The sequence below is a fragment of the Rhodanobacter sp. FW106-HT46G03 genome, assembly GCF_058789895.1.
Map to the genome: position 1 here is coordinate 3,513,126 of NZ_JBYTCC010000001.1, position 20,023 is coordinate 3,533,148.

Sequence of the window (20,023 nt, forward strand, 5' to 3'; positions counted from 1 at the left end):
GCGAACTCCACGACACAGGTTGCCCGCACGCTACACCCGCGCGGCATGCGCGCCATGTGTCGATTGGCAGGGCGTCAGTGCGCAGCCACCGCCCGTTGCGCCGTCAACTGCGCGATGCGCGCCGCCATCCGGGCACGGATGGCGGGGATCGCCGCGAGCGCGGCCTTTTCGCCGGCCATGATGGCGCGGTTTTTCTGGTCGAAATCGGTCGGGCCGATGCCGGAAAGGTCGGGGCGGATCACCACATCGGCGCGCGCGATCTCCTGCCGCGCAAGTTCACGGCCCATGATGGTGATCGACTGGTTCAGGATGCCGAACATGCCCTGCGGGTTCTTCCCGCCGGGCGTGGCGGAAATATCCACCGCGATGACGAAATCGGCGCCGAGCTGGCGTGCGGCGTCGACCGGGATCGGGCTCAGCACGCCGCCATCGACGTAGTGCTTGCCGCCGATCTCCACCGGCTCGAACACGCCGGGGATGCTGCACGAGGCGCGCACCGCCTGTCCGGTGTTGCCGCTGACGAATACCGCGCGCTGGCCGCTTTCGAGCTGGGTCGCCACCGCGGCAAACGGCAGCTTGAGCTTCTGGATCGGCTGGTTGTGCACCAGCTGGTTGACGTAGTTCTGCAGCGCGCGACCGCGCACGAGGCCGCCGCCGAAAAGCTGCACGTCGCGGATTTTCGCCTCGTCCAGCCCGAACGCCACCCGCTGCATCTGGAACGGGTCCATGCCACTGGCGTACAGCGCACCCACCACGCTGCCGGCGCTGGTGCCGGCGACCACGTCCGGATGGATGCCACTGGCCTCCAGCATCTTGATCACGCCAATGTGGGCGAAGCCCTTGGCCGCGCCGCCGCCGAGCGCCAGGCCGATCCTGAGCTTGACCGGCGCCACCGGCGGCGGTGCCGGTGGCGTGGCCGGCAGCAGCTCGGGCTTGGCGGCGTGCGTGCATGCGCCAATCAGCAAAGTGGCCGACAACAACGCCAACGTGCGACGAAAGTTCATGGGAAGAATGCGGTGGACACGGGAAAAGCGGGAACGGGCGGGCTCTCAGCGCCCACCATCCTGCGCGCCATCGGCCTCGCAGTGGTAGTGCGTGACCAGCGCAACCTCCTCCTGCGAGCCGAGAAACACCGGCACGCGCTGGTGCAGTGCCGTCGGCTGCACGTCGAGAACACGCGCGCGCCCGGTGGTGGCCATGCCGCCCGCCTGTTCCACGATGAACGCCATCGGGTTGGCCTCGTACATCAGGCGCAGCTTGCCGGTGCCGCCGTTGGCGCGGATCTTCGCGTCCAGCGGGTAATAGAACACGCCGCCGCGGGTCAGGATGCGATGCACGTCGGCCACCATCGAGCCCACCCAGCGCATGTTGAAATCGCGCCCGCGCGGGCCGTCCTTGCCGGCCAACAGCTCGCCAACGTAGCGCTGCATCGGTGCTTCCCAGTGGCGCTGGTTGGACATGTTGATCGCAAACTCGGCGGTGGTCGGCGGGATCAGCACGGCGCGCCGGCTGAGCACGAAGCTGCCCACTTCGCGATCCAGCGTGAACTCATGCGTACCGTGGCCGAAGGTGAGTACCAGCACGGTAGCCGGGCCGTACACGACGTAGCCGGCGGCGAGCTGCGCGGTGCCGGGCTGCAGGAAGTGCTCGGCCGTCGGCTCGGTCACCTCGTCCGGGCAGCGCAGCACCGAGAAGATGGTGCCGACCGAAACATTGACGTCAATGTTGGAGCTGCCGTCGAGCGGATCGAACAGCAACAGGTGATGGCCCTTGGGATACATGTCGTGGATCGGCTGCGGGTCTTCCATCTCCTCCGACGCGCAGGCGGCGAGGTGGCCGCCCCAGGCGTTGGCTTCGAGCAGGATCTCGTTGGAGATCACGTCGAGCTTCTTCTGTGCCTCGCCCTGCACGTTGTCGGTGCCGGCGTTGCCGAGCACGCCGCCGAGCGCACCCTTGTTCACCGCCACGCCGATGCGCTTGCACGCGCGCGCCACGACTTCGAGCAGAAGCGACAGCTCGGCATTGATATGGCCGGCGCGGCGTTCCTCGATCAGGAACTGGATCAGCGAGACGGGGTTCATGGCGGGTCCGTGGCAAAGGCGGCGGGGTGGTGGAACGCGCATTGTCCCGGCTTCCGCTGAACCGCGCCATGCCTGGAAACCCGCCCCGGACTGCTGACACCAGGTTGTCAGCAGCACCCGTGCAAGCTGCACCTCCAACACGGAGGAAACGGCATGCGCGACACGGTTTATTTCCTCGTTTTCGACGGCTACGCCGACTGGCAGGCCGCGCTGGCCCTGTGCGAGATCCGCCGCCCGGGCGACTGGCGGGTGCAGGCGGTGGGCTTCTCGCTGGCGCCGGTGGTGTCGATGGGCGGGCTCGTGGTGCAGCCCGAGCTGAGCCTGACCCGGCTCGACCTCGACCGCGCGGCGCTGCTGATCCTGCCCGGCGGCCACCTGTGGACGCGCGGCGAAGGGCTGGCCGCGGTGGCCGCCGCGCGCCGCGTGCACGCGGCCGGCGCCCCGGTGGCCGGCATCGACGGCGGCGTGCTGGTGCTGGCCCGTGCCGGTCTGCTCGACCACTGCCGGCACACCGGCAACCACGCCGGGCACATCGACGCCCACGTGCCCGATTACCGCGGCGCCGACCAGTACGACGCCGGCGTGCTCGCGGTGAGCGACGGCGGCACGCTCACCGCCAGCCAACTCGGCAGCGTGGAGTTCGCGCGCGAAGTGATCCGCACGCTGGACCTCTACTCCGCCAGCGACCGCGAACACTGGTTCCGCCTCTACAAGCACGCCCTGCCGCCACCCTGGCTGGCCAGCGCCACCGCCACCGTTGCATGAGGAGTCCACCATGCGCAAATCCATGCTCGATCATGTACTGATGGCCTACCGGCCGCTATATCTGCACGGCCTGTTGCTTGACGGCCGATACCGCGTACCCGCCACGGCGCAGGAGGCTGCGCCACCGCGCCCCGCAGTTCGACGCCGCCTGACCTTGCTGGCACTGACCGGCCTGCACCATGCCGCCGCGTCCAAGCGAAGCCGGTAACGGAGAAATCGGCGGCAGGTTGAGCCCGCCCGCTGGGGCTCGACACCGGAGATCGGCCATGGCCGCGCCCGTCGAAAAGACGGGTGCCCGGCACTGGCGATCACCGTACCCGCCGGCCACCATGCACCAATGCGCCGCGCCGACCGCCTGTTTCTCGTCATCCACGCCCTGCGCGGGCGGCGCACGGCGCTGCCCGCGCGACACCTGGCCGAAACGCTCGGCGTTTCGCTGCGCACCGTCTACCGCGACGTGGCCGACCTGCAGCGCTCCGGCGTGCCGATCGAAGGCGAGGCCGGCGTGGGCTACCTGCTGCGCAAGGGTTCGGACATCCCGCCACTGATGTTCAGCGCCGACGAACTCGAGGCGCTGGTGGTGGGCTCGCGCTTCGTGCGTGCCTTTGCCGGCGACCGCCTGGCCGCGGGTGCCCGGGCGGCGCTGCTCAAGATCGAGGCCGTGCTGCCGCCCGAACTGCGCGAGCGCGCGGCACGCACGCGCATCTACGCGCCGGTGTGGCGCGACCAGGGCCGCGCCGATTTCGCCCGGTTGATCGACCGCCTGCATGCAGCTATCGCGGCCAGCCAAGTGCTGCGCCTGGACTACCGCGACGAAGATGGCCAGCCCAGCCTGCGCGAGGTGGAGCCGCTGTGCCTGGCGTTCTGGGGCGGCAAGTGGACGCTGGGCGCATGGTGCCGGCTGCGCCGGGATTTCCGCAATTTCCGTCCCGATCGCATCCATGCCAGCGAGGCCACCGGCGAGATCTTCGCCGACGTGCCAGGCCGTGGCCTCGACGATTACCTGCGCATGGCGGGTGACGAACGCGCGGCCATGCGCTGAACGCCCCGCGTGACGTTTGCCGCATTGCGTGCCGGCGCAGCGCGTGGGACGGTTTCTGCCTGTCGTCGCTGCTGCGAGAACCCGGTGAACAAATTGCTGCTGCTTGCCCTTGCCACCACGCTCGCGTGCGCGGCCGTGCCCGCCATGCGGGCTGCCGAGGCACTGGCGGACAACGCCACCACCCGGAATGCGGACGCACGTTTCACGGCGATCTACACCGCCGAGTGGGCGTGGCGCACCGGCCGCGCCGATATTCGTGCATCCGGCGAAGTGCAGCCGAACACCGGTCGGCTGGATGACGTGGACGCGGCGAGCCAGGCCAGGCGCCTCGCCTACTGGCAAGCGGTGATGCGCGAGCTGGACGGCATCGACCGCACGCAACTGTCGGCGGACAACCAGGTGAACTACGCGGTCTATCGCGAGCAGATCGCGAACTTCATCGCCGACCAGCAGCACAAGCAGTGGCAGATGCCGTTCAACAGTGACTCGGCATTCTGGAGCGACATCGGCTATCAGCTTGGCGACGACGCGCTGCGAACCACCGCGGATTACCGCCGCTATCTCGACCAGCTCGGCCAGATCCCGCGCTACTTCGACCAGCAGATCGCCAACATGCGGCTGGGTCTGGCACGCGGGTTCAGCGTGCCGCGCGAAGTACTCGCCGGGCGCGACCAGTCGATTGCCGCCGTGGCGCAGCTTGCCGATCCGACCGCATCGAGTTTCTACGCGCCGTTCAAGGCAATGCCGGCGACGATTCCGGCCGACACGGCGCAGGCGTTGCGTGGTGAAGCGGTGCAGAAAATCCGCGATGCGGTGATTCCCGCCTACGCAAAACTGCTGAGATTCTTCGACGACGAATACGTGCCCAAGGCGCGCACCACGCTGGCTGCCGAGGCACTGCCCGACGGCAAGGCGTACTACCGCCAGCAGCTTCGCGAATACACCACCCTCGACCTCACGCCGGACGAGATCCATCGCATCGGGCTGGAACAGGTGGCGAAGATCCACGCGCAAATGCTCACGGTGATGCAGCGGACCGGCTTCAAGGGCAGCTTTGCCGAGTTTCTGCATTTCCTGCGCAGCGATCCGCGGTTCTACGCCAGGACGCCGCAGGAGCTGTTGGACCAGACCGCGTGGGTGGCCAAGGAAGTAGACGGCCAGATGGCGAAATTCTTTGGCCACCTGCCGCGCGCCCGGTTCACCATCCAGCCGGTGCCGGCGGCGATTGCGCCCTATTACACCTCCGGCCGCGGCGGCGCGGACGTGTACCTGGTCAACACCTATGACCTGCCATCGCGCGCGCTGTACAACATGCCGGCACTGACCTTGCACGAAAGCTCTCCCGGCCACGCACTGCAACTGGAGCTGGCCGAAGAGAGCCGGCAGCAACCAGCCTTTCGCCGCCGCGGCTACATCTCCGCCTATGGCGAAGGCTGGGGGCTGTACTCGGAATACCTCGGCAACGAGATGGGCATCTACGACACGCCGTACAAGCAGTTTGGCTACCTCACTTACCAGATGTGGCGCGCCTGCCGCCTGGTGGTCGACACCGGCATCCACCATCTGGGCTGGACGCGTCAGCAGGCGATCGACTACCTCACGCAAAACACCGCGCTCAGCCCGCTCGAAATCGGCAATGAGGTCGACCGCTACATCAGCTGGCCCGGCCAGGCCGACAGCTACGAGCTGGGTTTTCTCAAGATTCTCGAACTGCGCGCCAAGGCGGAAAAAGCGCTGGGCAACAAGTTCGACCTGCGCGCCTTCCACGACACCGTGCTGTCCACCGGCTCGGTGCCGTTGCCGGTGCTCGAACAGCGCATCGACCGATTCATTGCCGAAGGTGGTCCGGAGCCGACCTACGGACACCCAAGGCGCCAAGACCCTGTTGCGCCATAGCCTCAAACGGACCGCAGGGAACCTCGACAGGTACTGGCGTGAACTTTATGTATGTAGTAGGTTTCGTCATAGGTTCATAGTGAGAGTAAGGCCATGAACGCTCGTACCCCCTGCGTCGCCGATACTGCCGCGCAGTACCTGTTGCCCGCCGATACGCTGGGCGCCCCGGCGCTGCGGAGCTTTTTCCGGTTGGCCGAACATTGGGACCTGCGTGTCGCCGAGCAGCGCAAGCTGCTTGGCGATCCGCCGGAATCCACGTTCTACAAGTGGAAGCGCGAGCGCGCGGGCACGCTGTCGCGCGACACGCTGGAGCGCATCAGCTACCTGCTCGGCATCTGGAAATCGCTGCAGATCCTGTTCCCCGATCCGGCCCAGGCCGACGCTTGGCTGCGCAAGCCCAATGCAGCCGGGCCATTTGGCGGGCAACCGGCGCTGGCGCGCATGCTCAGCGGCAACGTGGCCGACCTCTACGTGGTGCGGCAGTATCTCGACGCGCAACGCGGCTGAGGCGCGTCGCGGCCCGCGCGACGCGTCGAACGCATGCTCGCCATGTCCTGCACGGATCGTACCCATGTCTGCCAGCCTGCCGCCCGTCCACGCCATCCATTGGCGCCACGCCTACCGCATCGTGCCCAGCCGGTTTCCGCCGGCCGGATTGTTCGATCGCATCGCCGACGCGGCCGACCTCGAGGCGTTGTTCGTGATCGAGGCCATGACCAACCCGCGCCTGCGCGATGAACTCGGCGCACTGGCGCTGGTGCCGAAGGCGCGCCGGATCAGCGGCCCGGGCGCCACGCCGGTAATGGCCGCCTTTACCCACCTGAACCCCGAAGGCAGCCGGTTTTCCGATGGCAGCTGGGGCGTGTTCTACGCGGCGCACGCCGTGGCGACCGCGGTGGAGGAAACGGTGTACCACCGCGAACGGTTTCTGGCCGCCACCGCCGAACCGCCCTGCAAGGTGCAGATGCGGTGCTACGACACCCGCGTCCACGCCCCGCTGCACGACATCCGCGGCGGCTGGAAGGCACAGCACAATCCGGACGTCTATACGGCCAGCGTCGCCCTGGCGCGAACGCTGCGTGCGGCTGGCAGCAACGGCATCGTCTACGACAGCGTGCGCGACCGTGGCGGCGAGTGCATCGCCGCGTTTTGGCCGGACGTCGTCGCCCCCTGCGTGCAGGCGCAACACCTGATCTATCGTTGGGACGGACGGCGCATCAGCCAGGTGCTGGAAGTGTCGGAACTCATCCGCAACCCACCACGGAAGTCACGATGAAACACTGGCTGATAGTGCTGCTACTGGTGCTGCCGCCGTACGCGGCCGCGCGCGCGGCCGACGACCACACGCAATGGAACGCCGACATCGCGGCATTCGAGGCGGCGGATCGCAGCAACCCGCCACCGCCTGGCGCAGTGCTGTTCATCGGCAGCTCGTCGATCCGCTTCTGGAAGGAGCTGGCGGCGGATTTCCCCAATGTACGCACGATCAACCGCGGCTTCGGCGGTTCGGAAATCGCCGACAGCACGTTCTTCGCCGACCGCATCGTGGCGCCCTACCACCCGCGCGCGATCGTGATGTACGCCGGCGACAACGACATTGCAGCCGGCAATCGCCCGCAGCAGGTGCGGGATGACTTCGCGGCCTTTGTGCGCAAGGCGCGCGCCGTCGACCCGGGGGTGCCGATCGCCTTCATCGCGATCAAGCCCAGCATCGCGCGCAAGTCTCTGCTGCCGCAGATCCGCGCCGCAAACGCCTTGGTGCGCGCTTACGCGGCCACGCAAAAACAGGTGACGTACCTGGATGTCTTCACGCCGATGCTGGGCCGGGACGGCCAGCCGCAAACCAGGTGGTTCATCCAGGACGGCCTGCACATGAACCGTGCGGGCTACGAGCTATGGACCAGCATCGTGCGGCCATGGGTGACCGCGCACCGGCGTTGATCCGGGAGGGTGGACGCGGAAACACCGGCGGCGACGCCCGAAGAGGTTCCAGGAACCGCCTGTCCGTGGCATGACGCATGCAAATATGGGCCGCAAGCGGTCAATACCCTCACGCGTCGGCGTCGGTCGCAAAGCCTTCGCGGGTACCGCGGTTGAACACCTTGTCGCCCGCCAGCACCTCAGCGGCCGGCACCGCCGGCAAATCGCGCAGCCTGGCGTAGATCGGCGCGAAATCCGGCTTGGTGGCGTTGAACAACTGTTCGAAGTTCTCGATCACGAAATAGGTTTGCTGGTAGGTGTCGATGCGGTAGCGCGCACGCATGATGCGTTCGAGGTTGAAGCCGATGCGGTTGGGCGCCGGCGCATCGAGGCAGTACACCGACTCGCCTTTCGAGCTCAAGATGCCGGCGCCATAGATGCGCTGGCCGGCGGCGGTGTTGATGAGGCCGAATTCCACCGTGTACCAATACAGCCGGGTAAGGTTGGCCAGTGCTTCCGGGCCGATGCCGAACGCCTTCATGCCGCCGCGGCCATAGGCCTGCATGTAATCGGCAAACACCGGGTTGAGCAGCAGCGGCACGTGGCCGAACAGGTCGTGGAACAAATCCGGCTCGGAGAGGTAATCCATCTGCTCCGGTTTGCGGATCCACCAGGTCACCGGAAACCGGCGGTTGGCGAGATGGTCGAAAAACACCTGCTCGGGTAGCAAGCCCTCGACCCCGACCAGCTCCCAACCGGTGGCCTTGCGCAGTACCCGGTCGAGATCCTCGAATTTGGGAATGCCGTTCTCGCCCAGCCCGAGGCGTGCGACGCCATCCAGGAACTCGTCGCAGGCACGCCCCGGCAGCAGTGCGCGCTGGCGCTTGTACAGTGCATTCCACACGTCGTGGTCGGTGCGGCTGTAGCTTTCCCACGGCTGCTCGACGACGCCCGTGGCGTAAACCGGGATGGTGCCGCGATCGGTGTGCTGGCTTTCGATCTTGCGGGGGGTGACGGCGGTACCCATGAAAACTCCGGACGGCGCTCGATGAATGTTTCGAGCATACGGCCTACGCCACGCATCAGGCTTGCTTTGTTGCGCAGCAGCGCGGTAGATATGCAACAAACGTGCGCAGCTGGCACGTGTAAGGAAGGCTTCGTGCATGAACACGTTGGATCGCATCGACCTGCGCCTGCTTGCCACAGTGCAGGTCGAGGGCCGCATTACCAATGCCGAGCTCGCCGAGCGGGTGAACCTGTCGCCCTCGGCCTGCCTGCGCCGACTGCAGCATCTCGAAGCCGATGGCGTCATCACCGGCTACGCGGCACAGGTCGATCCGCTGGCAGTGGGCCTGGGGTTGCAGGCCTTCGTGCGGGTGCAGTTGGAGAAGCACGAGGCGGCCATGATCGAGCGCTTCGTCGAGCGCGTCGCGAGCTGGGACGAGGTCGTGGCCTGCCACGCGCTGACCGGCAACATGGATTACCTCCTGCATGTCTACGTGGCCGACCTCGCCGACTTTTCGCGCTTCCTGCTCGATCACCTGTTGAACGCGGCCGGCGTGGCCGACGTCAATTCCAGTTTCGTGCTGCGCACCGTCAAGCGCTCCCCGTCGCTGCCGCTTTCGCGCGCGGAACACGCCCTGGCGCGAACGCAAAACAGTGCGGGCAACAAACGCTAGACTTGGCGGCCGATGGATACCGCGACGTCCCCTCTGCCTGTCCACCCCCGGCTGCAACCCTGGCGTTGCCTGTGGCGGGTGCCGCTGCTGCTGGTACACATCGTGCTGGCGATCCTCCTGGCCGGACTGGTGCTCAGCTGGAACCAGCACTGCGTGATGCGCGGCGGGCGCGAGCCGTTGCCGCATCGCATGATCCGCTGGTGGGCCACCGGCCTGCTGCGCATCTTCGGGCTGCGCACCGTGCGCATCGGGGAGCCGCTGCACGACCCGGTGCTGTTCATCGCCAACCACACCTCCTGGATCGACATCGTGCTGCTGCACAGCCAGCGCGCGTTGTGTTTCGTGGCCAAGGCCGAGATTGCCCACTGGCCGCTGGTGGGGTGGCTCGCCGCCAGCGGCGGCACCATTTTTCACCGCCGCGGCAACAACCATTCGCTCACCCACGTGCTGCAGGTGATGATCGGATGCCTGCAGGCCGGGCGCTCGGTCGGCGTGTTTCCGGAAGGCGGCACCAGCCACAACGGTGAGCTGAAAGTGTTCCACGCGCGGCTGTTCCAGGCCGCGCTCGACGCCCCGGCCGTGGTGCAGCCGGTGGCGCTGCGGTTCGTGCGCCATGGCCGCCGCCAGTTCGATGCCGGCTTCCGCGACGGCGAGAGCTTTTTCGGCAACTTCGTGCGCCTCCTGGCCGGGGAACCGATGGCGGTGGAAGTGCATTTCTTGCCGCCGGTGCCGCCCTCGCCGGACGCGCGCCGCAAGATGGCCGAGCTGGCGCGCGACCGCATCGGCGCCGCACTGGAAGACCACGTGGCATGACGCTGATGCACGCTGCGGATTTCCATCCGCATTGGCCGCTGACCAACGGCCACATCCAGACCATGCTCTCTTCCAGCGGCGTGCGCCGGTTGCTGCTGCCGCGCGCCGCGCGCACGGTGCAGCTCGGCGCCGAGCCCACCGTGGTGGATGGCGGCAACGGCGTGCGCCTGACCGGCGCGTTCACTGCACAGCACGTGCACGCGCAGGCACGCGGCCTGGCGGTGCTGTTCCACGGCTGGGAAGGCAGCGTCGACTCCACCTACGTGCTGCAAACCGGCAGCCGCCTGCTTGCCGACGGCTGGGATGTGTTCCGTCTCAATTTTCGCGACCACGGCGACAGCCACGCGCTGAACGAGGCGTTGTTCCACTCCTGCCGGCTCGACGAGGTGGTGCACGCGCTCGGCGACATCGCGCACCGCTGGCCGGCGCGCCCACTCGCGCTCGCCGGTTTTTCGCTGGGCGGCAACTTCGCGCTGCGCGCGGCGCTGGCCGCGCCGGATGCCGGTCTTCCGCTGCGCTACGTGCTTGCGGTGTGCCCGATCATCGACCCCGCCGCGGGCCTGTTTTCGCTGGAAGCGCGCGCGCCGTGGTTTTACCGCGCGTACTTCATGCACAAGTGGCGGCATTCGCTGCTGAAAAAACAGAAGGCGTTTCCGCAGCACCATTACTTCGAGATGGGCGAGCTCAAAAAGGACCTGCGCGGGCTGACCGAATCGCTGGTGCGCCAGCACACCGATTTCGACAGCCTGCAGCAGTATCTGGACGGCTATTCGGTGGCCGGCGACACCCTGATGAACCTGCACGTGCCGGCCACCATCCTCACCGCCCGCGACGACCCGGTGATTCCGGTCGATGCGTTCGAACACCTGCGCCTGCCACCCACCGTGGAACTCGACATCGCCGACCACGGCGGCCACTGCGGCTTCATCCGCGGCCGCAGCATGACCAGCTTCACCGACGCCTACATCGCCGCCCGCTTCGACGCGATGGCAGACAACCTGTAACGGTGCGCTGGCACGGGTGTGCCGCCACTCACCGCCCCCGCAACGGCTGCAGCAAGTCGCGCAGGCCGTTGTGGTCGATTTCGTGGGCGAGCGCGAGCAGGCGGCCAAGCTGTCCGCGCGGCAGGCCGGTACGCACGAACCACGCGAGATAGCTGCCGGGCAGATCGCCGATCAGCCGACCCTGGAACTTGCCGTACGGCATGCGCACCGTCAGCAGGCGTTTGAGGTCTTCCGGGTCCACGTCAATCCACCATCACGCAACGCCCCTGCGCCCATGTGCGCAGTGCATCAACCTGCTCGCGCATCAGCACCGACAGCGGGCGGGTTTGCGCCAGTGCGGCGAGCAACGTGGTCAGGTCTTCCAGCTCGCTCATGGCCCCTCCGCAGGGCGCCTACGTTAGCAGAGCGACGGCTGCGGCTGACGCGCACGCGCGGGCGGTATAGGCTGGTGGTCCGCCCTGCGGAGACGATCCCGATGCGTCTTGTCGCTTGCTGGTTGCTTGCCTTGCTGTTGCCGCTGCCCGCGCTGGCGGCCGTGCAGCTGGATCGCCTGGCGCTACCGCCTGGGTTCCACATTGCGGTGTATGCCGACGCGGTACCGAACGCGCGTGAAATCGCGGTCGGCACCAACGGCACGGTGTTCGTCGGCTCGACCGGCGCGGGCAAGGTGTATGCGCTGACCGATACCGGCCACGCCGGCCACGCGGACAAGATACGAGTGATTGCCAGCGGCCTGGAGTTGCCGGTTGGCGTCGCCTTCCGCCACGGTGATCTCTACATCTCCGCGGTGAGCCGCATCTACGTGCTGCGCGACATCGAACACCTCCTCGACGACCCGCCGAAGCCCGAGTTGGTCACCGACCAGCTGCCGACCGAAACCAGCCATGGCTGGCGTTTCATCGCGTTCGGCCCGGACGACAAGCTGTACGTGCCGATTGGCGCACCGTGCAACGTGTGCGACAAGGGCAAGGCGTTCGCCAAGCTCACGCGCATGAACTCGGACGGCAGCGGCATGCAGGACGTGGCCTACGGCATCCGCAACACCGTCGGTTTCGACTGGCGCCCCGGCTCGCACCAGCTCTGGTTCACCGACAACGGCCGCGACCTGCTGGGCGACGACATCCCCAGCGACGAGCTGAACCGCCTCTCGCACACCGGTGAAAACTTCGGCTTTCCGTATTGCCACGAGGGCGACATCCCCGACCCCGAGTTCGGCAAGGGCCACGCGTGCAAGGACTACACGCCGCCGGTGCTGAAACTCGGTGCCCACGTGGCCGCGCTCGGCATGCGCTTCTACACCGGCAGGATGTTCCCGGCGAGCTACCACGGCGCGATCCTGATCGCCGAACATGGCTCGTGGAACCGCTCGAAAAAAGTCGGCTACCGGGTGATGGCCGTGCGTCTGGACGGCAACAAGGTCGCCAGCTACACCCCGCTCGTCACCGGCTTCGAGCAGCACGAACAGGCCTGGGGCCGCCCTGCCGACGTGCAGCCCCTGCCCGACGGCAGCGTGCTGGTCAGCGACGACCTGGCGGGGGTGGTGTATCGGGTCACCTTTGGTGACCGGGATTCGGGCGACGGGATTCGAGATTCGAAAAGGCCACCGCCCGCCCCGGCCCGTTAACCTCGCTCCAAGCCGCTCTTGCCAATCCCCAATCCCGAGGCCGTTATGCACCTACGCAGCAACAATTTCGCCGATGGCCAGCCGATCCCCGCGGCCAATGCGTTCGGCAAGCCGGGCAAGCCGGTGGCATTGGCGGACAACCGCAGCCCGCAGCTGGCGTGGAAGGATGCACCGGAAGGCACGCGCTCGTTCGTGCTGACGGTGATCGACGTGGATGTGCCCAGTCGCGGCGACGACGTGAACAAGGCCGGTCGCCAGGTGCCGGCCGATTTGCCGCGCGTGGAGTTTGCGCACTGGCTGCTGGCGAACATTCCCGCCGAATGCGGCGAGCTTGCCGAGGGCGCGTGCAGCGATGGCATCACGCCACGCGGCAAGCGGGCGCCGTTCGGGCCGCCGGGCAGTGTGCAGGGCGTCAACGACTACACCGGCTGGTTTGCCGGCGACCCGGAGATGAGTGGCAACTACCTCGGCTACGACGGCCCGTGTCCGCCGTGGAACGACAGCATCGTGCACCACTACCAGTTCCGGCTTTACGCGCTGGATACGGCGGCTTTGCCGCTGCAAACCGGCTTTGCGTTGGCCGCGCTGCGCGCCGCCATGCGCGGCCACGTGTTGGCCGAGGCAACGCTCACCGGCACCTATGCGATCCGCCCGCTGGCAGCCACGTGACCGCTCGTGCCGGCGGTGCGGCCTTCACGCCCAAATGGCAAGCCCCGTGGATGATGGGTGCACAGTCGCAAGCAACGCGGCAAACGAGATGGTGCGTTGGGGTCATGCTGCATTACACGCTGGTGTTTTTGATCGTTGCGGCGATTGCCGCCGTGCTGGGGTTCGGCGGTTTCGCCGGCGCGGCCACCGGGATTGCGAAAGCCCTGTTCATCGTGTTTCTGGTGCTTTCGGTTATCGCCTTCTTGCGCCGGGCAAAATAGCGCGTCCACCCACGGAGTCCACATGAACGAGCCAACCTCCCCCACCACAACATCATCCCCCGACGCCATCGACGCCGGCGCCGCGCGCTTCAAGGCGGCCACGTCGACCGCCGTGGCCGGGGCCAAAGAGGCCGTGGAGCATGCGGCCGACCGGGTTGAAGCGGGCCTGCACACGGCCACCGACAAGGTGGCGGCGGGCGCGCACCGCGCCGGTGCCAAGCTTGACGCCGCCAGCGAGCGCGGACGCGCCGCGGTCGATGCCACGCGCGAGCATGCCGACCAATGGCTGGATGAAGTGCGCGATTACGTGCGCGACAAGCCGGTGCAGTCGGTAGCCATCGCGCTCGGCGCTGGCTGGCTGCTCGCGCGCCTGCTGCGCCGTTGAACCGCCTTCGATGACCACCGACAGCAGCGAGCCCGCAGCCGACGCGGCGCCTTCGGTCTGGGCGGAACTCACGCAGCTTGCCGGTTCGGCGCGCGCCTTACTGGGCGCGCACGGGCGCCTGCTCGGCGCCGAACTCGGTTTGGCGCACCGCGCGCTGACCGGCTTGCTCGCCAGCGCGCTGGTGGCCATTGCGCTGGCGGTTGCGCTCGGGCTGACCGTGCTTGGCCTGCTCGGCGTGCTGCTTGCCGGCTGGCTGCATTCCTGGCCGCTTGCACTCGCCTTGCTCGCGTTGCTGCAGATGCTGCTGCTCGGCGCTGCCATCGCGGCGTTCCGGTGTTGCCTGCACTGGCTCAGCCTGCCCGCCTCGCGCAGGGCGTGGGCGGGCCTGCTGCAGACCCCGCGCGCCACCGAACGCACAGGCGGCGCCCCATGATGTGGCGTGCGCAACGACAAGCCGTGCGGAACGCGCAGGCGGAAGTGAACGCGCAGGCCGCAGCGCTCGCCGCCCCCGCCGCACGGCTCGCGATGCGCATCAAGGCGCACCCCCTGGCAGGCCTCGGCATCGTGGTCGGCCTTGGCTTCGCCCTCGGCAACCTGCGCCTGCCGCGCGTTGCGGCTTCTGGCACCGGCGGTTGGCTCCGCAGTGGCGCGTTGGAACTGGCGGCACTGTGGCTGCGCAACGCGGGGCAGGCGCGGAGCGGTGACCATCAAGCCGCTGCCTCAAAACCCGATCCTCTGGCCGAATAGAGGTACGGCGGCCCGGCCAACCGCCTGGTGAATGCAAGCAAGCCCGCGGCGGCAGCGGTGCGTCCGGCGCCTTCCGCTGGCACGCCGCGCTCGGAGCCTGTGAGCTTTTCAGGGAGCCAGAAACGACCGTTCGGTGGCCATGTGTAGGGGCCCGTTTGCGGGCGATGGTGCCTTTCGCGAGGAGCATCGCCCGCAAGCGGGTCCTACATGGGGTTTGCCAGCCCGCGCCGGCGACGGGCGTGCCCGGCCGGTACCTGTACGCTGTGTGCAGCAGGAGTTGAAAAACCCGCAGCCTCTCAGGGCACAGCGGCCACCGGGGTGGCGACCGACGCGCACTGCGCGTCGCTGCCGCAGGCTTGCCAGCCGCCGCCGAGCGCCTTGTACAGCGCCACCGCGCGGGTGTCGATCGCGGCCTGCGCCTGGGCCAATGCGTCGTCCGCGGCGAGTTGCACGCGTTCGGCGTCCAGCAGTTCCAGATGGCCGGTGGCGCCTTGCTCATAGCGCACCTTGGCCAGCTCGGCGGCGCGGCGGCTCTGCTGTGACTGCGCGATCAGCTTCTCGACGCGGTCGTGCTGCAGGTTATAGCCGACCACGGCGTTGTCGACGTCCTCGATCGCCTCCAGCACGGTGCGCTGGTAGTTCGCTTGGGCCGCGTCCGCGCGTGCCTCGGCGGCGTGCAGGTTGGCGCGCACGCGCTGCACGTTGAGGCCGTCCCAGGTGATGCTGGGCGCAATCGACCAGGCGCGGGTGGACGGGCTGCCGAAGTCGTTGCTGCGCCCGGCGAGGAAGCCGAGGAAGCCGCCCAGCGAGAGGTGCGGGAAGAAATCCGCCTTGGCCACGCCGATGCGCGCGTTGGCGGCGGCGTATTCGCGTTCGGCGATGCGCACGTCGGGGCGGCGCGACAGCACGTCGCCGGCAGCGCCGATCGGCAGCACCGCGTCGATCGGCTTGAACGTCTGCGGCGACACGTCGACGTCGAGCGCGCCGGGCTGTTCGCCCAGCAGCACGGCGAGGCGGTAGGTGTCCGCATGCGCCTGGATGTCGAGCAGGGGCAGTTGCGCCTCCGTCGCGCTCAGTTGCGCCGCGGCGCTGGCCACGTCTTGGTCCGAGGCGGTGCCCACCTCGGCGCGGGCGCGGATCAGCTTCAGCGTGTCCTGCTGGTTGGCGATGTCGCGCCGGGCGATGTCCTGCCGTTGCTGGGTGCCGCGCAGGTCGAAGTAGTTGCGCGCCACCTCGGCGAACAGGCTCACCTGGGCATCCTGCAGCGCGGCCTCGCTGGCGCCGAGGTCGGCGTGCGCGGCTTCCACCGAGCGGCGCACGCCGCCGAACACGTCGATCTCCCAGCTCGCGTCGAAGCCGGCCTGGTAGGCGGTCACCGTGTTGCGCCGAGCGCTGACGCCGGGCGTCTGCTCGCGGCTGCGCGTATACGAGGCGCCGGCCTGGATGTCCGGCAGGTACTGCGACTTCGCGCCGCCGAGCAGGGCGCGCGATTCGGCGAGGCGCGCCACCGCGATGCGCAGGTCGAGGTTGTTCGCCGCCGCGCGCTGGATCAGCGCATCGAGGGTGGGGTCGCCGAACTGCTTCCACCACGCGGCCTGAAACTGCGCGGCGCTTTCGCGCACCGCGTCGAAGCCCTGCAGTTGCGGCGTGGGCGTGGCGGGCTTGTGGTAGTTCGGTCCCACGCTGACGCAACCGGCCAGCGCTAGGGCAGCGAACAAGGCGGTCATCTTGCCCGTCATGCCTGCGGAAGCAGGCATCCAGCGCCGTTGGGTGGTCGAAGTCAAAGTCGCTGGACCCCGACATTCGCCGGGGTGACGAGCAAAGGCGAAAGAGCGGTGCTCCAAGAGTCGAGTCATATTCATCTCAATGGCCCTCCAGCGCCGGCAGTGCGTTCGCCTGCGCGTGCTTGCGCGCTTCGCGGCGCTCCACCAGGGCGCGGATCACGACGTAGAACAGCGGGGTGTAGATCAGCCCGAAGACGGTCACGCCGAGCATGCCGGCGAACACCGCCACGCCCATCGCGTGGCGCATCTCGGCGCCGGCGCCGTGCGAGGTCACCAGCGGCACCACGCCCATGATGAAGGCGAACGAGGTCATCAGGATCGGGCGCAGACGCAGCCGTGCTGCCTCCAGCACCGCCTCGTGGCGGCTCATGCCTTCCATCTGCATTTCGCGGGCGAACTCCACGATCAGGATCGCGTTCTTGCAGGCCAGGCCCACCAGCACGATCAGGCCGATCTGGGTGAAGATGTTGTTGTCACCACCCGACAGCCACACGCCGGCGATGGCGGACAAGAGCACCATCGGCACGATCAGGATCACCGCCAGCGGCAGCGACCAACTCTCGTACAGCGAGGACAGCACCAGGAACACCAGCAGCACGCACAGCGGGAACACCAGTACCGCGGTGTTGCCGGCGAGAATCTGCTGATACGTAAGGTCGGTCCACTCGAAGCTCATGCCGTTCGGCAGCACCTGGCGCGCCAGCTTCTCCATTTCCGCCTGCGCCTGGCCCGAGCTGTAGCCCGGCGCCGGGCCGCCGTTGATCTCGGCGGTGGGATAGCCGTTGTAGTGCTGCACGCGATCCGGGCCGGCGCCGTGCGCCACGGTGACGAAGGAGCCCAGCGGCACCATCTCGCCCTTCGCGTTGCGTGTCTTCAGCTGGCTGATGTCCGCAAGATCGCTGCGGAACTGCGGCTCGGCGGACAGGTTCACTTGGTAGGTGCGGCCGAAGCGGTTGAAGTCGTTGACGTAGAGCGAGCCGAGGTAGGCCTGCATGGTCTGGTAGACGTCGCCCAGGTTCACGCCCTCGGTCTTGGCCTTGGCACGATCCACGTTCACGTCCACCTGCGGCACGTTCACCTGGAAGCTGGAGAACAGCCCGGCCAGCGCGGGATCCTTGCGGCTGGCCGCGATCAGGTTCTGCGTCTGCTGGTACAGCTCGTCGAAGCCGACCTGGCCGCGGTCCTCGATCTGCAGGCGGAAGCCGCCGATCGTGCCCAGGCCCATCACCGGCGGCGGCGGGAAGACCGCGATGTAGGCGTCCTGGATCGCCGCGAACTTCGCGTTCAGCGCACCGGCGATAGCGCCCGCGGAGAGGTCCGCGCCGCGCCGCTGGTCGAACGGCTTCAGCGTGACGAACACGATGCCTGCGTTGGTCGAGTTGGTGAAACCGTTCACCGACAGGCCGGGGAAGGCCACCGCGCTCTGCACGCCGGGCTGCTTTAGCGCGATCGCGCTCATCTGCTTGATCACGTCCTCGGTGCGGTCCAGCGAGGCAGCGTCGGGCAGCTGGGCGAACGACACCAGGTACTGCTTGTCCTGGGTCGGCACGAAACCGGTGGGCACGTGCCAGAAGCCGAACGCGGTGAGCGCGATCAGGCCCGCGTACACCAGCAGCGCGGCGCCGCCCTTGCCCTGCATGCGGCGCGTGCCCGCCACGTAGCGTTCGGCACCGCGCTGGAACACCCGGTTGAACGGGCGGAACAGCCAGCCGAACAGGCGGTCGATGGCGCGGGTGAGGCGGTCCTTCGGCGCGCCATGCGGCAGCAGCAGGATCGCCGACAGCGCCGGGCTCAGGGTCAGCGAGTTGAACGCTGAGATCACCGTGGAGATCGCGATGGTAAGCGCGAACTGGCGATAGAACTCGCCGGTGAGGCCGCTGATGAAGGCGGTGGGGATGAACACCGCGCACAGCACCAGCGCGGTGGCCACGATCGGCCCGGTGACCTCGTGCATCGCCTTGCGCGTGGCCTCCTTCGGCGTCTGCCCGAGCTCGATGTGGCGCTCCACGTTCTCCACCACCACGATGGCGTCGTCCACCACGATGCCGATCGCCAGTACCATGCCGAACAGGCTCAATGCGTTGAGCGAGAAGCCGACCAGGTACATCACCGCGAACGTGCCGATCAGCGACACCGGCACCGCGATCAGCGGGATGACGGACGCGCGCCAGGTCTGCAGGAACAGGATCACCACCAGTACCACCAGCAGGATCGCCTCCAGCAGGGTGTGCGCCACCGCTTCGATCGAACCGCGCACGAACACCGTGGGGTCGTAGACGATGTGGTAGTCGATGCCTTGCGGGAACTCCTTTTTCAACTGCGCCATGGTGGCGCGCACCTCGTCGGAGATCTGGATCGCGTTCGAGCCGGGCCGCGCGAAGATCGGGATCGCCACCGCCGGCTGGTTGTCCAGCAGGCTGCGCAGCGCGTACTGGTTCGAGCCCAGCTCCACGCGCGCCACGTCGCCCAGGTGCACGGTGGCGCCGTCGGCATCGGTGCGCAGCACGATGTTGCGGAAGTCGTCGACGGTGCTCAGCCGGCCCTGCGTGTTGATGTTGAGCTGGAAGTCGGCGTTGCCGCGCACCGGTGGTGCGTTCAGCGCGCCGGCTGCCACCTGCACGTTCTGCTCGCGGATCGCGTTCGCCACGTCGCCGGTGGTGAGGCCGCGCTGGGCCAGCTTGTCCGGGTTCAGCCACACGCGCATCGAGTACTCGCCGGCACCGAAGATCTGCACGTCGCCCACGCCGTTCAGGCGGCCCAGCACGTCTTTCACGTGCAGCCGCGCGAAGTTCGACAGGTACAGCATGTCGTAGCGTTTGTCGGGCGAGGTGAGGTGCACGACCATGGTGAGGTCGGGCGAGCTCTTCTGCGTGGTCACGCCCAGCCGCTGCACTTCCTCCGGCAGGCGCGGCAGCGCCTGCGACACGCGGTTCTGCACTTCCACCTGGGCGTCGTTGAGGTTGGTGCCCAGCGCGAAGGTCACGGTGAGCGTCATCACACCGTCGCTGGTGGCCTGCGAGGAGGTGTAGAGCATGCCTTCCACGCCGTTGATCTGGGTTTCCAGCGGCGTGGCGACGGTCTCGGCGATCACCTTGGGGTTGGCGCCGGGGTAGCTGGCGCGCACCACCACGGTGGGCGGCACGACTTCGGGGTATTCGCTGATCGGCAGCTGGAACACCGCAATGGAGCCGGTGATCACGAACAGCAGCGACAGCACGGCGGCCATGATGGGCCGGTCGACGAAAAACTGGGCAATGTTTTTCATGGGTCAGGTCTCGATGATGCGTGCCGCTTCAACTCCCTCCCCCCTCCGGGGAGAGGGTTGGGGTGAGGGGCGGGGCTTGCCGATGCGTT

Annotated in this window: 23 protein-coding genes; 16 read left to right on the plus strand and 7 right to left on the minus strand. The window is 67.8% G+C overall.

Annotation, left to right across the window (positions count from 1 at the left end; genetic code table 11):
- Positions 1 to 74: 74 nt before the first annotated feature.
- Positions 75 to 1,004: a patatin-like phospholipase family protein gene (locus AC3WP6_RS15690; protein ID WP_492628551.1), complete on the minus strand. Its 930-nt coding sequence runs from the start codon at positions 1,002 to 1,004 to the stop codon at positions 75 to 77.
- 45 nt (positions 1,005 to 1,049) lie between these two features.
- Positions 1,050 to 2,081: a class 1 fructose-bisphosphatase gene (locus AC3WP6_RS15695; protein ID WP_492628552.1), complete on the minus strand. Its 1,032-nt coding sequence runs from the start codon at positions 2,079 to 2,081 to the stop codon at positions 1,050 to 1,052.
- A gap of 153 nt (positions 2,082 to 2,234) precedes the next feature.
- Here AC3WP6_RS15695 and AC3WP6_RS15700 point away from each other — a divergent pair, with 153 nt between their 5' ends.
- From AC3WP6_RS15700 to AC3WP6_RS15730, 7 genes are all read left to right on the plus strand, one after another.
- Positions 2,235 to 2,846, plus strand: a complete 612-nt coding sequence (locus AC3WP6_RS15700) for a DJ-1/PfpI family protein (protein WP_492628553.1) — start codon at positions 2,235 to 2,237, stop codon at positions 2,844 to 2,846.
- Between the two features lie 10 nt (positions 2,847 to 2,856).
- Positions 2,857 to 3,054, plus strand: a complete 198-nt coding sequence (locus AC3WP6_RS15705) for a hypothetical protein (protein ID WP_492628554.1) — start codon at positions 2,857 to 2,859, stop codon at positions 3,052 to 3,054.
- 129 nt (positions 3,055 to 3,183) lie between these two features.
- Positions 3,184 to 3,888 carry a helix-turn-helix transcriptional regulator gene (locus tag AC3WP6_RS15710; protein ID WP_492628555.1) on the plus strand — a complete coding sequence of 235 codons (705 nt, stop codon included), beginning with the start codon at positions 3,184 to 3,186 and terminating at the stop codon, positions 3,886 to 3,888.
- Positions 3,889 to 4,032: 144 nt separating this feature from the next.
- Positions 4,033 to 5,784 (plus strand): DUF885 domain-containing protein, encoded by a 1,752-nt coding sequence (locus AC3WP6_RS15715; RefSeq protein ID WP_492628718.1) that lies wholly within the window; start codon positions 4,033 to 4,035, stop codon positions 5,782 to 5,784.
- A 93-nt stretch (positions 5,785 to 5,877) separates the two neighbouring features.
- Entirely contained in the window at positions 5,878 to 6,291 is a 414-nt protein-coding gene (locus AC3WP6_RS15720) for an MbcA/ParS/Xre antitoxin family protein (RefSeq protein WP_492628556.1), read from the plus strand.
- 64 nt (positions 6,292 to 6,355) lie between these two features.
- Positions 6,356 to 7,060: an RES family NAD+ phosphorylase gene (locus tag AC3WP6_RS15725; RefSeq protein ID WP_492628557.1), complete on the plus strand. Its 705-nt coding sequence runs from the start codon at positions 6,356 to 6,358 to the stop codon at positions 7,058 to 7,060.
- Positions 7,057 to 7,725 (plus strand): SGNH/GDSL hydrolase family protein, encoded by a 669-nt coding sequence (locus tag AC3WP6_RS15730; RefSeq protein ID WP_492628558.1) that lies wholly within the window; start codon positions 7,057 to 7,059, stop codon positions 7,723 to 7,725. The genes AC3WP6_RS15725 and AC3WP6_RS15730 overlap by 4 nt, the downstream gene beginning before the upstream one ends.
- Before the next feature lie 109 nt (positions 7,726 to 7,834).
- Here AC3WP6_RS15730 and phhA read toward each other — a convergent pair whose 3' ends face one another.
- Entirely contained in the window at positions 7,835 to 8,731 is an 897-nt protein-coding gene (phhA, locus tag AC3WP6_RS15735; protein WP_492628559.1) for a phenylalanine 4-monooxygenase, read from the minus strand.
- A 136-nt stretch (positions 8,732 to 8,867) separates the two neighbouring features.
- Between phhA and AC3WP6_RS15740 the strand changes: the two genes are divergently transcribed.
- Genes AC3WP6_RS15740 through AC3WP6_RS15750 form a run of 3 tightly spaced genes read left to right on the plus strand, consistent with a single transcriptional unit; the run spans position 8,868 to position 11,200 of the window.
- Positions 8,868 to 9,383 (plus strand): Lrp/AsnC family transcriptional regulator, encoded by a 516-nt coding sequence (locus AC3WP6_RS15740; protein WP_492628560.1) that lies wholly within the window; start codon positions 8,868 to 8,870, stop codon positions 9,381 to 9,383.
- 12 nt (positions 9,384 to 9,395) lie between these two features.
- A complete protein-coding gene (locus AC3WP6_RS15745) occupies positions 9,396 to 10,196 on the plus strand; it encodes a lysophospholipid acyltransferase family protein (protein ID WP_492628561.1) in 801 nt (266 codons plus the stop codon).
- On the plus strand, positions 10,193 to 11,200 hold the full coding sequence (locus tag AC3WP6_RS15750; RefSeq protein WP_492628562.1) for a YheT family hydrolase: 1,008 nt from the start codon (positions 10,193 to 10,195) through the stop codon (positions 11,198 to 11,200). The genes AC3WP6_RS15745 and AC3WP6_RS15750 overlap by 4 nt, the downstream gene beginning before the upstream one ends.
- Before the next feature lie 28 nt (positions 11,201 to 11,228).
- Here AC3WP6_RS15750 and AC3WP6_RS15755 read toward each other — a convergent pair whose 3' ends face one another.
- Together AC3WP6_RS15755 and AC3WP6_RS15760 are read right to left on the minus strand one after the other, a co-directional pair.
- The gene (locus tag AC3WP6_RS15755) at positions 11,229 to 11,441 is read right to left on the minus strand and encodes a DUF3820 family protein (protein ID WP_492628563.1); all 213 of its coding nucleotides are present in this window, start codon (positions 11,439 to 11,441) and stop codon (positions 11,229 to 11,231) included.
- 1 nt (position 11,442) lies between these two features.
- The gene (locus AC3WP6_RS15760) at positions 11,443 to 11,574 is read right to left on the minus strand and encodes a hypothetical protein (protein WP_492628564.1); all 132 of its coding nucleotides are present in this window, start codon (positions 11,572 to 11,574) and stop codon (positions 11,443 to 11,445) included.
- Positions 11,575 to 11,675: 101 nt separating this feature from the next.
- Between AC3WP6_RS15760 and AC3WP6_RS15765 the strand changes: the two genes are divergently transcribed.
- Genes AC3WP6_RS15765 through AC3WP6_RS15790 form a run of 6 tightly spaced genes read left to right on the plus strand, consistent with a single transcriptional unit; the run spans position 11,676 to position 14,885 of the window.
- Positions 11,676 to 12,824 carry a PQQ-dependent sugar dehydrogenase gene (locus AC3WP6_RS15765; protein ID WP_492628565.1) on the plus strand — a complete coding sequence of 383 codons (1,149 nt, stop codon included), beginning with the start codon at positions 11,676 to 11,678 and terminating at the stop codon, positions 12,822 to 12,824.
- A 45-nt stretch (positions 12,825 to 12,869) separates the two neighbouring features.
- Positions 12,870 to 13,493, plus strand: a complete 624-nt coding sequence (locus AC3WP6_RS15770; RefSeq protein ID WP_492628566.1) for a YbhB/YbcL family Raf kinase inhibitor-like protein — start codon at positions 12,870 to 12,872, stop codon at positions 13,491 to 13,493.
- A complete protein-coding gene (locus AC3WP6_RS15775; RefSeq protein ID WP_492628567.1) occupies positions 13,490 to 13,753 on the plus strand; it encodes a DUF1328 domain-containing protein in 264 nt (87 codons plus the stop codon). The genes AC3WP6_RS15770 and AC3WP6_RS15775 overlap by 4 nt, the downstream gene beginning before the upstream one ends.
- A 22-nt stretch (positions 13,754 to 13,775) precedes the next feature.
- The gene (locus tag AC3WP6_RS15780) at positions 13,776 to 14,138 is read left to right on the plus strand and encodes an ElaB/YgaM/YqjD family protein (RefSeq protein ID WP_492628568.1); all 363 of its coding nucleotides are present in this window, start codon (positions 13,776 to 13,778) and stop codon (positions 14,136 to 14,138) included.
- A 10-nt stretch (positions 14,139 to 14,148) separates the two neighbouring features.
- The gene (locus AC3WP6_RS15785) at positions 14,149 to 14,571 is read left to right on the plus strand and encodes an ABC transporter ATP-binding protein (RefSeq protein ID WP_492628569.1); all 423 of its coding nucleotides are present in this window, start codon (positions 14,149 to 14,151) and stop codon (positions 14,569 to 14,571) included.
- A complete protein-coding gene (locus tag AC3WP6_RS15790; RefSeq protein WP_492628570.1) occupies positions 14,568 to 14,885 on the plus strand; it encodes a hypothetical protein in 318 nt (105 codons plus the stop codon). Before AC3WP6_RS15785 ends, AC3WP6_RS15790 begins: the two co-directional genes overlap by 4 nt.
- A gap of 296 nt (positions 14,886 to 15,181) precedes the next feature.
- On the opposite strand, the gene AC3WP6_RS15795 is transcribed toward AC3WP6_RS15790, so the two are convergent.
- Positions 15,182 to 16,642 carry an efflux transporter outer membrane subunit gene (locus AC3WP6_RS15795; protein ID WP_492628571.1) on the minus strand — a complete coding sequence of 487 codons (1,461 nt, stop codon included), beginning with the start codon at positions 16,640 to 16,642 and terminating at the stop codon, positions 15,182 to 15,184.
- Positions 16,643 to 16,748: 106 nt separating this feature from the next.
- Positions 16,749 to 19,934, minus strand: coding sequence for an efflux RND transporter permease subunit (locus AC3WP6_RS15800; RefSeq protein WP_492628572.1), 3,186 nt, complete (start codon positions 19,932 to 19,934; stop codon positions 16,749 to 16,751).
- Between the last annotated feature and the right edge of the window lie 89 nt (positions 19,935 to 20,023).

Coding starts and splice junctions, on each gene's coding strand:
- AC3WP6_RS15700 (WP_492628553.1), top strand. CDS start 2,235: ATGCGCGACACGGTTTATTTCCTCGTTTTCGACGGCTACGCCGACTGG.
- phhA (WP_492628559.1), bottom strand. CDS start 8,731: ATGGGTACCGCCGTCACCCCCCGCAAGATCGAAAGCCAGCACACCGAT.
- AC3WP6_RS15780 (WP_492628568.1), top strand. CDS start 13,776: ATGAACGAGCCAACCTCCCCCACCACAACATCATCCCCCGACGCCATC.
- AC3WP6_RS15720 (WP_492628556.1), top strand. CDS start 5,878: ATGAACGCTCGTACCCCCTGCGTCGCCGATACTGCCGCGCAGTACCTG.
- AC3WP6_RS15715 (WP_492628718.1), top strand. CDS start 4,033: ATGCGGGCTGCCGAGGCACTGGCGGACAACGCCACCACCCGGAATGCG.
- AC3WP6_RS15740 (WP_492628560.1), top strand. CDS start 8,868: ATGAACACGTTGGATCGCATCGACCTGCGCCTGCTTGCCACAGTGCAG.
- AC3WP6_RS15785 (WP_492628569.1), top strand. CDS start 14,149: ATGACCACCGACAGCAGCGAGCCCGCAGCCGACGCGGCGCCTTCGGTC.
- AC3WP6_RS15705 (WP_492628554.1), top strand. CDS start 2,857: ATGCGCAAATCCATGCTCGATCATGTACTGATGGCCTACCGGCCGCTA.
- AC3WP6_RS15795 (WP_492628571.1), bottom strand. CDS start 16,642: ATGCCTGCTTCCGCAGGCATGACGGGCAAGATGACCGCCTTGTTCGCT.
- AC3WP6_RS15730 (WP_492628558.1), top strand. CDS start 7,057: ATGAAACACTGGCTGATAGTGCTGCTACTGGTGCTGCCGCCGTACGCG.
- AC3WP6_RS15765 (WP_492628565.1), top strand. CDS start 11,676: ATGCGTCTTGTCGCTTGCTGGTTGCTTGCCTTGCTGTTGCCGCTGCCC.
- AC3WP6_RS15790 (WP_492628570.1), top strand. CDS start 14,568: ATGATGTGGCGTGCGCAACGACAAGCCGTGCGGAACGCGCAGGCGGAA.
- AC3WP6_RS15750 (WP_492628562.1), top strand. CDS start 10,193: ATGACGCTGATGCACGCTGCGGATTTCCATCCGCATTGGCCGCTGACC.
- AC3WP6_RS15690 (WP_492628551.1), bottom strand. CDS start 1,004: ATGAACTTTCGTCGCACGTTGGCGTTGTTGTCGGCCACTTTGCTGATT.
- AC3WP6_RS15770 (WP_492628566.1), top strand. CDS start 12,870: ATGCACCTACGCAGCAACAATTTCGCCGATGGCCAGCCGATCCCCGCG.
- AC3WP6_RS15760 (WP_492628564.1), bottom strand. CDS start 11,574: ATGAGCGAGCTGGAAGACCTGACCACGTTGCTCGCCGCACTGGCGCAA.
- AC3WP6_RS15800 (WP_492628572.1), bottom strand. CDS start 19,934: ATGAAAAACATTGCCCAGTTTTTCGTCGACCGGCCCATCATGGCCGCC.
- AC3WP6_RS15695 (WP_492628552.1), bottom strand. CDS start 2,081: ATGAACCCCGTCTCGCTGATCCAGTTCCTGATCGAGGAACGCCGCGCC.
- AC3WP6_RS15745 (WP_492628561.1), top strand. CDS start 9,396: ATGGATACCGCGACGTCCCCTCTGCCTGTCCACCCCCGGCTGCAACCC.
- AC3WP6_RS15710 (WP_492628555.1), top strand. CDS start 3,184: ATGCGCCGCGCCGACCGCCTGTTTCTCGTCATCCACGCCCTGCGCGGG.
- AC3WP6_RS15725 (WP_492628557.1), top strand. CDS start 6,356: ATGTCTGCCAGCCTGCCGCCCGTCCACGCCATCCATTGGCGCCACGCC.